This window comes from Allobosea sp. 47.2.35 (assembly GCF_024655635.1).
Taxonomy (GTDB): domain Bacteria; phylum Pseudomonadota; class Alphaproteobacteria; order Rhizobiales; family Beijerinckiaceae; genus Allobosea.
In genome coordinates, this window is sequence record NZ_JANLGI010000035.1 from 18920 (window position 1) to 28986 (window position 10067).

Here is a 10067-nt window from a genome sequence, read left to right on the forward strand (position 1 = left end):
CGAAGGCCCATCGAAATGAGTAGTTTGTCTCTGCGCGCTCTGGCGAAGAGCTATGGCCCGGTCCAGGCCGTTCGCGGCGTGGACCTGGATGTGAACGAAGGCGAATTCCTCTCGCTGCTCGGCCCATCGGGCTGCGGCAAGACGACGACCCTGCAGATGGTGGCGGGCTTCGTTCCGCCGACGACGGGGAGCATCGTCGTCGACGGGCAGGACCTGACCAGCATCGCGCCGGAGAAGCGCGACATGGGCGTCGTCTTCCAGAGCTATGCGCTCTTTCCGCATATGAACGTGGCCCAGAATATCGGCTTCGGCCTCGAGATGCGCCGGGTCGAACGCGGTGAGCTGAAGCGACGGGTCGAAGAGGCCTTGGCGATGGTCCGCCTTGCTGGTCTTGAGGGGCGTTATCCCAGCGAGCTGTCCGGTGGCCAGCGCCAGCGTGTCGCCATCGCTCGCGCCTTGGCCATCCGTCCGCGGGTTCTCCTGCTGGACGAGCCGATGTCGAATCTCGACGCCAAGCTTCGCGGCGAAATGCATGTCGAGCTCCGGTCCCTGCAGCGACGGCTCGGCATCACCGCGGTCCTCGTCACGCACGATCAGGTCGAGGCGATGACGATGAGCGACCGGATCGCCGTCATGACGAATGGCGGGATCGCGCAGCTCGGCACGCCGCAAGAGGTCTACGACAGGCCGGCATCGCAATTCGCTTCGAGCTTCCTGGGGCACACGAACGTGCTGAACGGACGGATTGAAAGCCGGATTGCCGACGAGGCGACCATCCGGGTCGGACCGACCTCGTTCCGGACCAGGGTCGCGAAAGATCAGGTGACCCCCGAGATCGCCGTGTTCGTCCGCCCGGAGCGCCTCCGCCTCGGCTCGCCGGACCAAGCCACCCTCCAGGGGCGTGTCAGCACCCGCCTGTTCCTCGGCGGGTCGTGGATCTACGAAATCGAGACCGAACTCGGCATGCTTCGTATCACTCAGCAGAATACCGGGACGGTGCAGCCCAAGGAGGGGGAAACGATCGGAGTGAGCTGGAACGCCGAGGATCTGCGCGTCATCGCGACGGAGCGCTCCGATGGCTAGCTCGACCCACCAGACCAGCCGCGGCCTGCCCTGGCTGCTCTCGCTGCCGGCCCTCGCGCTCTTTCTCGCCTTGCTGGCCATTCCGCTGGTTCTGACTGCAATCCTGTCGTTCAACGCCTTCGACGGCATGCGCGGCATCCAGCAGACCTATGGTCTCGGCAACTATCTCGAAATCCTGCTCGACGGCTACTACCGGGAAATCTTCCTGCGGACGGGCGGGATGGCGCTCGCCGTCACGCTGATCTGCATCGTCCTCGGCGTGCCCGAGACCCTGATCCTCGCCAAGATGAAGCCGGTCTGGCGCGGCGCCTTCTTCGTCGTCATCCTCGGGCCGCTGCTGATCTCCGTCGTCGTGCGCACGCTGGGCTGGTCGGTGCTGCTCGGCAGCCAGGGCGTGGTGAACACGGTGCTTCGCGGGCTCGGTCTGGTGGATGAGCCGATCCGCCTTCTGTTTTCGATGACGGGCGTTATCATCGTCCTGACCCATGTTTTCCTGCCCTTCATGGTCATCGCCGTGTGGAGCGCCATGCAGCGTCTCGACGGGCAGATCGAGCATGCGGCCCGCTCGCTCGGGGCAGGGCCCTTCACCACTTTCCGCCGCATCATGCTGCCGCAGCTGATGCCCGGTATCCTGTCCGGCTCCATCATCGTCTTCGCCTTGGCCGCATCGGCCTATGCCACCCCGGCGATCATCGGCGGGCGCAGGGTCAAGGTCGTCGCCACCACGCTCTACGACGAGTTCTTCAACTCGCTGAACTGGCCGCTGGGAGCCGCGATCGCGGTGCTCCTGCTGCTTGCCAACATCCTGATCATCGTTGGCTGCAACCGGCTCGTCGAGCGGCGTTTCAAGCAGGTGTTCGCATGAGCGGCCGGGATATCGCGAAGAACGGACCGCTGGCGCTGGTCTTCCATGCGCTGCTCACCGTGTTCATCCTGGCGCCGCTGGTCGTGGTGATGCTGGTCTCGCTCTCCGACAAGGAATACCTGTCGATGCCCTTCGACGGCATCTCGCTGCGCTGGTACCAGGAAATCCTGGCGGCGCCGGAACTGATCAGCGCGTTCTGGCTGTCGATCTGGCTCGGCCTGGCCTCGGCGACACTGGCGACGATCGTCGCCGTTCCCGCGGCGCTCGCCATCGCCCGTCATCGGTTTTTCGGACGCGACGGGTTGATGGCGTTCCTGATGTCGCCGCTGATGATCCCCCATGTCGTGCTCGGCGTCGCCTTCCTGCGCTTCTTCTCGATCATGGAGTGGACCGGCTCCTTCGTGGCCCTGGTGCTCGTCCATGCGATCACCGTCGTGCCGTACTCGCTGCGCCTGACGCTCGCCGCCGTGATCGGGCTCGAACGTGACGCGGAGACCGCCGCCCGCTCGCTCGGAGCCTCACGGGCGGTCGCCTTCCGCCGCATCCTCCTGCCGCTCATCCTGCCGGGCGTCGCGGCGGGATGGGTGCTCGCCTTCATCCAGAGCTTCGACGAGGTCACGATGACGATCTTCGTCGCGACACCCGGAACCACGACGCTGCCGGTCGCGCTCTACAACCGCATATCCCAGCTCACGGACCCGGTGACGACGTCGGTCTCCACCATCCTGATCCTGGGAACGATGGCCTTCATGTTCATTCTCGACCGCATGGTCGGACTGGACAGGGTTCTCATCGGAAAGAAGTAGCCGAAACGACCGCCCCGATCGGCTGCCCGCGCGGCGCCGGCAGGACAGTTGCGCCCGAAATTCGAGACGAAAGCCGGCCTGGACCGGAGTTGCGGACATGAGCAGCCAGACGATGACGGTGGTAGGGGGCGGGCTTGTCGGGGCCGCCATCGCCTACGGAGCGCTGCGGGCCGGAATGCGCGTGCGCGTTCTCGACCAGGGAGATACCGCGTTTCGCGCCTCGCGTGGCAATTTCGGCCTGGTCTGGGTCTCGAGCAAGGGCGGCAAGATGCCCCGCTACGCCAGCTGGAGCCGCGATGCGCTGAAGCTCTGGCCGAACCTGCAGAAGGAACTGGTCGAGCTGACCGATGTCGATGCCGGCCTCGAACAGCCGGGGGGCTTCTGGCTCGGCTTCAACGATGCCGATGTCAGGGCGCGTGCCGATCTTCTGGAACGGATCGATCGGGAGGTCGGCGGCATTCCCTTCAAGATTATGGGGCCGTCCGAGCTCCGGCAATATCTCCCCGGGATCGGGCCGGCCGTGGTCGGCGGGAGCTTCTGCCCGCTCGATGGCCACGCCAATCCCCTGATGCTGCTGCGCGGCCTGCATGCCGCGCTTCGCCATCGCGGGGCGGACGTGATCACCGGCGTGGACGTTGCCGAGATCAGGCACGATCCCGCCAACGGTTCCTTCGAGGCGGTCTCGCAGGATCGCCAGAGCTGGAAGAGCGACCGCATCGTGCTGGCGGCGGGGCTCGGCAATGCCGGATTGGCCTCGCAGGTCGGCCTGCACGCCCCGATCGCATCCACGCGCGGCCAGGTCCTCATCACCGAGCGGCTGAAGCCGTTCCTCGACTATCCCACGAACAAGTGCCGGCAGACGCGGGAGGGCAGCGTCCAGATCGGTTCGACCTCCGAGGATGTCGGCCTCGACGACGGCACGACGACCGACAAGATCGAGGTGCTGGCACGCCGCGCGGTCGAAACCTTTCCGGCTCTGGCGCGCGCGCGCCTTGTCCGGGCCTGGGGCGCCCTGCGGCCGCTGACCCCGGACGGTTACCCGATCTACCAGGAATCGGCGTCCTGCCCGGGCGCCTTCCTCGCCACCAGCCATAGCGGCGTCACGCTCGCCGCGGCCCATTGCTACGTCGTTGGCCCCTGGATGGCCGGCCTCTCGCAGGTGCCGGCCGGGTTCGAGGTGTTCACCGGCGATCGCTTCCTCGATGCCGACGCGAGCTTCTCCCATGACCATTGAGCCGCTCTTCACTGTGCCGGATGCGTCGGCTGGTGCCTCGGTCACGATCGTCTTCGAAGGCACGTCCTTGCGGGTGCCGGCCGGCATCACGGTCGCAGCGGCCCTGCTCGTCGGCGGCGTCAGGGAATTCCGGTCGAGCGTCGTCGGCGGTGTTCCGCGCGCCCCTTACTGCATGATGGGCGTCTGCTTCGAATGTCTCGTCGAGATCGACGGGGTGCCGGCGCGGCAAAGCTGCCTGATCCCCGTCCGCGAAGGGATGGTCGTCGCGCGCCAGCGCGGTGCGGCCCATCTCGATGAATTCAGCCTCGGAGAAGAGCCATGAGCGCTGCGGCGGATCTCGTCGTCGTCGGCTGCGGACCCGCCGGCATGGCTGCGGCCTGCGAGGCGCGCGCGCTCGGTCTCTCCGTGATCGTTCTCGACGAGCAGCCGGCGCCCGGAGGCCAGATCTATCGCAATATCGAAGCCGCGCCCGCCGATCGCATCGCGGTTCTCGGCAAGGATTACGAAGCCGGGCGCAGTCTCGCGGCCGAGTTCCGCAACAGCGGTGCCGGGCATCTGCATGGAGCGACCGTCTGGAACGTCGCGCAGGACGGCGCCGTGGACTATGTCGCGGATGGACGATCGCGACAGGTCGTCGGCAAGGCCGTGCTGCTCGCCAGCGGCGCCATGGAACGGCCGTTTCCGATCCGGGGCTGGACGCTTCCCGGCGTCCTGGGTGCAGGCGCCGCGCAGATCCTGCTGAAAGGTTCCGGCGCCCTGCCCAGCGGGCCGGTCGTCCTGGCCGGTTGCGGGCCGCTGCTCTACCTCCTCGCCTGGCAATATCTCCGTGCCGGCGTGACGATCGCGGCCATCGTCGATACGACGGCAGGAGCGGGCTATCTGGGCGCGATACGGTACGGTGTCGGCGCCGTGCGCGGCTGGCGCGATCTCGCCAAGGGCCTCAAGCTGATCGCGACGCTGCGCCGGCATGGAGTCAGGTTCTATTCTGCCGCGAGTGATCTCGCGATCGAGGGTGAGCGGCAAGCCGAGGGCCTCTCCTTTCTCCATCGTGGCCGGCGGGTGACGCTGCCTGCGTCGCTGGTCCTGCTGCATCAGGGCGTCGTGCCGAATACGCAATTGTCGTGGTCGACGGGCGGGGCCCACCGCTGGGACGGCGAACAGCTGTGCTGGTTGCCCGAGACGGACCGTTGGGGCCGGCTGGGCGCAACGCCGATCTACGTTGCAGGAGACAGCCGGGCGATCGTCGGTGCGCAGGCGTCGGCGACCCAGGGAAGACTGTCGGCGCTCGCCATCGCGGAGCGTGCCGGCAACGCCGTCGATTCCGGCCGGCGCGCGGCGCTGCTCGCTCTATTCGAACGGCAAAGCCATATCCGGCGCTTCCTGAACACCCTCTACCGCCCGGCCGATGCGAACCGCATCCCGCGTGACTCCGCGGTGATCGTCTGCCGCTGCGAAGAGGTCACGGCAGGGCAGATCCGCGGCTATGTCGAGCTCGGCTGCCGCGGCCCGAACCAGACGAAGGCGTTCGGCCGCTGTGGAATGGGCCCCTGCCAGGGGCGCCTGTGCGGGCTGACGGTGACCGAGATCATCGCCGAGGCACGCGGCGTCACGCCGGACGACGTGGGCTACTACCGCATCAGGGCGCCGATCAAGCCGGTCATGCTCGGCGACTTCGGCGATTGAATTCCCGCCCTCCATTTCACCACGAGGAGAAGACCATGAACGACATCGTCCGCATCGAAACCGATCCGCGCCGCAGCCGCGTCGTCGTCTATAACGGCGTCGTCTATGTCGGCGGCATGACCGCCGACGATCGCAGCCAGGACATCAAGGGGCAGACCCGGCAGACGCTCGAAAAGATCGAGCAGTTCCTTGCCAGGGCCGGCACCGACAAGAGTCGCGTCCTGACCGCGCAGATCTGGATCAAGGACCTCGCGCGCGATTTCGAGGGCATGAACGAGATCTGGAATGCCTGGACCGCACCGAACGCCGCGCCGACCCGTGCGACGGCCCAATGCGAGATGGGTGCGCCGGACGTTCTCGTCGAGATCATCGTGACGGCCGCGGCCGGCCGGTAATCTCGGAGCAGGGCACAGGGGGCGGGCCATGAAAATCGCCGAGTTGCGAACCTATGTGCTCGCGGATGCCAACAAGCATTACCTCTACGCGGCCATCCAGACCGACCGGGGAATCGTCGGTTTCGGCGAGGCGACGCTCGACCATCGCTGGCCGTCCGTCGCCGCCGGCATCGAGGAAGGCTTTCGGGCCATCGCGGGGCAGGATCCGACCACGGTCGGGAAGCACTGGAGCCTGCTCAAGGACAAGGTCTACTGGGGCGAGGGCGCCAGCAGCATGGCGGCTCTCGCCGCGATCGACCAGGCACTGTGGGACATCACCGGCAAGGCCTATGGCCTGCCGGTGCACAAACTCCTCGGCGGCGCCGTTCGGGATCGCGTCGGCGTCTACCTGAACCAGTGGTGGGCCGGATACCGATCGACCCAGGACCTGATCCAGAAGGCGCAGGACGCGGTTTCGCGCGGTGCCACCGCCCTGAAATGGTATCCGTTCGGGACCGCCGATCAGCTGCAGTATCGCGTTCGGCAGCACGACGTGCCGAAGGCGGTGGCGCAGGTCCAGGCGGTCCGCGCCGCCGTCGGCCCGTCGATCGGGTTGATGGTCGATCTCTGGCGCCGGCTCGACTGGGCCTCGGCGGCGCAGTTCTGCTCTGGCGTCGCCGATTGCGACCTCGTCTTCGTCGAGGAGCCGACCGAGTTCCAGAGCGCGGACGCGCTGGCACGGCTGTCATCCGCCACACGGACCCGCATCGCCTTCGGAGAAAGGCTGCATTCCCGCCGGCAATTCGCGGAGATCATCGAGCGGCAGGCCGTCGGGCTGGTGCAACCCTCGATCATCCGCGTCGGCGGGCTGACCGAGGCCATCAAGATCGCAAACGCGGCCGAGACCTACAACATCGGCGTCGTGCCGCATAATCCGCACGGACCCGTCGCGATCGCTGCATCGGTGACCTTGGCGGCGCTGGTGGCTAATTTCGTGATCCTGGAATCCTACGAGAACGATAATCCGCCTTCGCGCAGCCAGTTCGTCCGGCAGGGGCCCATGATCGAAGGAGACAGCTACAGCCTGTCCGAGGCTCCGGGGCTCGGCGTCGAGATCGATGAGGAGGCGCTGGCCCAATTGGCGGTCGCAAAAAGGACTGTTCGCGCCTAATGGCGCGCTTCTCGGCCATCCTCCGCAAAATGTCTGCTTCCGGGCGACGAGCGAGAGTCCGCTCCTGGCGCAAGGCGATGGTGACGCCCGCTCTGCCGTGCCGACGCGGCGAGAGCCCGAATGTCTGGGTGCCTATACGCCGCCGCTGCGAGAGCGGTTTATCAGCTAGGGGCGGCGCAAGCTCTCTTCGTGCCAGCCGATCCAGCTAGTTGGAATCTGGGAACATTGAGACGGCGGGCGGCCGTCTCGGTCATGACATGCGGCTCGATAGCAGCCTGCTCACGGGCCGATGGAGTGTAAAATGTCTGATGAGATTTCCGCCAAGTCCATTCACTCCGTGCTCTGGGGCTGTGACGACGGTCGCGATGTCGTCTGCTTTGCAGCGGGAACGGAAGCGGAGGCTCAGCGGTGCCTTGAGCTTCTCCGTGAGCTGCGCGACGTCGGTGGTGACGATCGGTTCAGGTACCGCGTCGAGGAACTCAAGGACGAGGAATACGCCGAGGCGATCGTCGGCCTGGAAGACTGGGAGGCCGATCCTGAGCAGTTGGACGGCCTGATCGAACGGCTTCAGCTCGATATCGTCGAAGCGGCCGAAGATGCTAAGTGCACGATCGAGGACGAGATCGGCGATCTCGAGAATGAAATCGAAGATCTGATGGAGCGCGTGGCGTCGAAGCGGGCGGAGATCGCCGCCATCGACCTCAGGTTGAGCATCATCATCTGCGCCGAGGTCTGATCTATCGAGGCTGTTCGTGCTGCAGCGGCATCTGCCGCGCGGTGACGTTCAACCTCCGGACAAGGATAGCACCGCCGCGGCGATGCGCACACCCGCGATCGCCTGCTGCAATCCATTCCCGCCGACATCGCTGCCGCCGGTTCAAGCGGCCCAGTAGAACCGATCCCACGGATCGCCTGGCCGATGCGACGCGGAGCTACAGGCTGAACGATCGCATGGCCTCTGATGACATCCGACGAGACGGAAAAGGTGACGAAGCCGGTGGATGGTATCCGCCGGTTCCGCTGCATAATGCTCATGACGACCACTCGGAGCATGGCCGCAAGCATAAGCGTGAGCGCTACCGCCATCGCGAGCATGATTGTAGCGATCATCGAGCCTGGCAGTTAGGCTTCATCGGCGACGCGGATTACGCGTTCCTTCTCGTCAGTGTGTATGTCACCTGTTTCAACGAGGGTGGGCGGCCGATAGTCGAACTGTCCTGGAAGAATCAGTCCATGCTTCTTCCGATCGGCGACAGGCGGTTGATCGCGATCATCGACGAGCTATTCTGGGCGCATACCGACAGGCACCTCACCTCGGCTGGCCGTTATGGTGCCCTGCGCCTCCTCACGAACGAAGCCGTCATGGCGCCGGCGCGGGTATTAGCATTGAGAACGGCCCTGACGGTCGATGGTGAGGTCGGCATCGACATCGGCCGTGGGCGTGTCGTCACATTTGGTGGCGGCAGTTTCACCATCGGCCGCGAATTCCCCGTAACATTCCGAGTTGCAGCGTCGCTGCCGACCCCGGCCGGCGTCCCTGACCTGATGCGGCTGCGAGACTACATCAACGTCGAAGATGAGGGATTTCAGCTCATCGTCGCCTGGCTGACCTTTGCGCTTCTACCATTCGGCCCCTATCCCGTCCTGCATCTGATCGGCGAGCATGGGTCCGCGAAGAGCACGGTCTCGAGGTTTCTCCGATACCTTCTGGACGGACGGTTTTCGCCCGGCGGCGGCCTTCCAGACAGCATGCGGGATTTCGATGTGTACGCTCGGCACCGCCACGGACTGTTCTTCGAGAACGTGTCTTTTCTGCCTGACACGGTCTCGGACAAAATCTGCCGCATGGCTACGGGAAGCGAGGATGAGCGGCGGGCCAACTATACCGACGGTGATCTCGTCACCTTCGAAGCACGCCGACCCATCTTGATCAACTCCATCACCAACGTGATCACCCGGTCCGATCTCGCGAGCCGAGCGCTCGTCGTCGAGCTGAAGCCCATTGAGAAAGGGCGCTACCGCAGTGAGAGTGAATTGCATGCCGCGTTCATGCGGGATGCTCCCCAGATCATGTCCGGGGTCATGCAGATCATCGCCGAAGGGTTGATCAACCGCTCCAGAACCACAGCGGCGAAACTGCCGCGGATGGCCGACTTCGCCCACTGGGCGCTTGCCATCGAAGCCACGTTTTGGACGCCCGGCTCGTTCATTGCTGTGTTTCGGCGTGCAAGTTTGACCCCGTGAGGCGGGGGATCGGCGTCCAACTTTGACCCCCTTGAGCCGGTTTCGGTGAGACTGTCCGTCCTGGTTTCGGATGGGCGGGCGGGGGATGAAGGGCGTGGATACGATTGCGCGGATCCGGCGCGAGTTTTCGATCCGCGGGAAGACGATCAAGGAGATCGCCCGCGAGCTGCACGTCTCTCGGAACACGGTGCGCAAGGTGCTGCGCTCTGGCGCGACGTCGTTCGAGTATGAGCGGAAGGTTCAGCCGCAGCCGAAGATAGGGCCCTGGCGCCCTGAGCTGGATCGGCTTCTGATGGCGAACGAGGGCAAGCCGGCCCGCGAGCGCCTGACGCTGATCCGTCTTTTCGAAGAGCTGCGGGATCTCGGCTTCGAGGGCGGCTACGATGCCGTTCGTCGCTATGCGAGAGGCTGGCGCCGCGAGCAATCCGCCGTCACGGCCGACGCCTATGTGCCTTTGAGCTTTGCGCCCGGCGAGGCCTACCAGTTCGACTGGAGCCACGAGATCGTCGTCATCAACGGCGTGACGACCCAGGTAAAGGTCGCGCACGTCCGGCTTTGTCACTCGCGCATGCTGTTCGTGCGGGCCTATCCGCGCGAGAGCCAGGAG

Annotated in this window: 10 protein-coding genes and 1 pseudogene; all 11 read left to right on the forward strand. The window is 65.6% G+C overall.

Features of this window, described 5'->3' with window-relative positions:
• Positions 1 to 15: 15 nt before the first annotated feature.
• A complete protein-coding gene (locus NUV79_RS24075) occupies positions 16 to 1083 on the forward strand; it encodes an ABC transporter ATP-binding protein (RefSeq protein ID WP_257735604.1) in 1068 nt (355 codons plus the stop codon).
• Entirely contained in the window at positions 1076 to 1948 is an 873-nt protein-coding gene (locus tag NUV79_RS24080) for an ABC transporter permease (RefSeq protein ID WP_257735605.1), read from the forward strand. Before NUV79_RS24075 ends, NUV79_RS24080 begins: the two co-directional genes overlap by 8 nt.
• Before the next feature lie 11 nt (positions 1949 to 1959).
• Positions 1960 to 2754: an ABC transporter permease gene (locus NUV79_RS24085; protein ID WP_257735615.1), complete on the forward strand. Its 795-nt coding sequence runs from the start codon at positions 1960 to 1962 to the stop codon at positions 2752 to 2754.
• A 97-nt stretch (positions 2755 to 2851) separates the two neighbouring features.
• Positions 2852 to 3988: an NAD(P)/FAD-dependent oxidoreductase gene (locus NUV79_RS24090; protein WP_257735606.1), complete on the forward strand. Its 1137-nt coding sequence runs from the start codon at positions 2852 to 2854 to the stop codon at positions 3986 to 3988.
• Positions 3978 to 4310, forward strand: a complete 333-nt coding sequence (locus NUV79_RS24095) for a (2Fe-2S)-binding protein (RefSeq protein WP_257735607.1) — start codon at positions 3978 to 3980, stop codon at positions 4308 to 4310. The genes NUV79_RS24090 and NUV79_RS24095 overlap by 11 nt, the downstream gene beginning before the upstream one ends.
• Positions 4307 to 5671, forward strand: coding sequence for an NAD(P)/FAD-dependent oxidoreductase (locus tag NUV79_RS24100; protein ID WP_257735608.1), 1365 nt, complete (start codon positions 4307 to 4309; stop codon positions 5669 to 5671). Before NUV79_RS24095 ends, NUV79_RS24100 begins: the two co-directional genes overlap by 4 nt.
• Before the next feature lie 35 nt (positions 5672 to 5706).
• Positions 5707 to 6066, forward strand: coding sequence for a RidA family protein (locus tag NUV79_RS24105; RefSeq protein ID WP_061963748.1), 360 nt, complete (start codon positions 5707 to 5709; stop codon positions 6064 to 6066).
• A 28-nt stretch (positions 6067 to 6094) separates the two neighbouring features.
• On the forward strand, positions 6095 to 7216 hold the full coding sequence (locus NUV79_RS24110) for a mandelate racemase/muconate lactonizing enzyme family protein (protein WP_257735609.1): 1122 nt from the start codon (positions 6095 to 6097) through the stop codon (positions 7214 to 7216).
• A gap of 301 nt (positions 7217 to 7517) precedes the next feature.
• Complete coding sequence (locus NUV79_RS24115) at positions 7518 to 7952, forward strand: hypothetical protein (protein WP_257735610.1); 435 nt, start codon at positions 7518 to 7520, stop codon at positions 7950 to 7952.
• A gap of 215 nt (positions 7953 to 8167) precedes the next feature.
• Positions 8168 to 9460 (forward strand): hypothetical protein, encoded by a 1293-nt coding sequence (locus NUV79_RS24120; RefSeq protein ID WP_257735611.1) that lies wholly within the window; start codon positions 8168 to 8170, stop codon positions 9458 to 9460.
• A gap of 85 nt (positions 9461 to 9545) precedes the next feature.
• Positions 9546 to 10067, forward strand: a pseudogene (locus NUV79_RS24125) (helix-turn-helix domain-containing protein); the annotation flags it as partial.

Excerpts from the sequence above, each read along its gene's own strand:
- NUV79_RS24110 (WP_257735609.1), top strand. The coding sequence starts at position 6,095 with ATGAAAATCGCCGAGTTGCGAACCTATGTGCTCGCGGATGCCAACAAG.
- NUV79_RS24120 (WP_257735611.1), top strand. The coding sequence starts at position 8,168 with ATGGCCTCTGATGACATCCGACGAGACGGAAAAGGTGACGAAGCCGGT.
- NUV79_RS24075 (WP_257735604.1), top strand. The coding sequence starts at position 16 with ATGAGTAGTTTGTCTCTGCGCGCTCTGGCGAAGAGCTATGGCCCGGTC.
- NUV79_RS24090 (WP_257735606.1), top strand. The coding sequence starts at position 2,852 with ATGAGCAGCCAGACGATGACGGTGGTAGGGGGCGGGCTTGTCGGGGCC.
- NUV79_RS24095 (WP_257735607.1), top strand. The coding sequence starts at position 3,978 with ATGACCATTGAGCCGCTCTTCACTGTGCCGGATGCGTCGGCTGGTGCC.
- NUV79_RS24080 (WP_257735605.1), top strand. The coding sequence starts at position 1,076 with ATGGCTAGCTCGACCCACCAGACCAGCCGCGGCCTGCCCTGGCTGCTC.
- NUV79_RS24100 (WP_257735608.1), top strand. The coding sequence starts at position 4,307 with ATGAGCGCTGCGGCGGATCTCGTCGTCGTCGGCTGCGGACCCGCCGGC.
- NUV79_RS24115 (WP_257735610.1), top strand. The coding sequence starts at position 7,518 with ATGTCTGATGAGATTTCCGCCAAGTCCATTCACTCCGTGCTCTGGGGC.
- NUV79_RS24105 (WP_061963748.1), top strand. The coding sequence starts at position 5,707 with ATGAACGACATCGTCCGCATCGAAACCGATCCGCGCCGCAGCCGCGTC.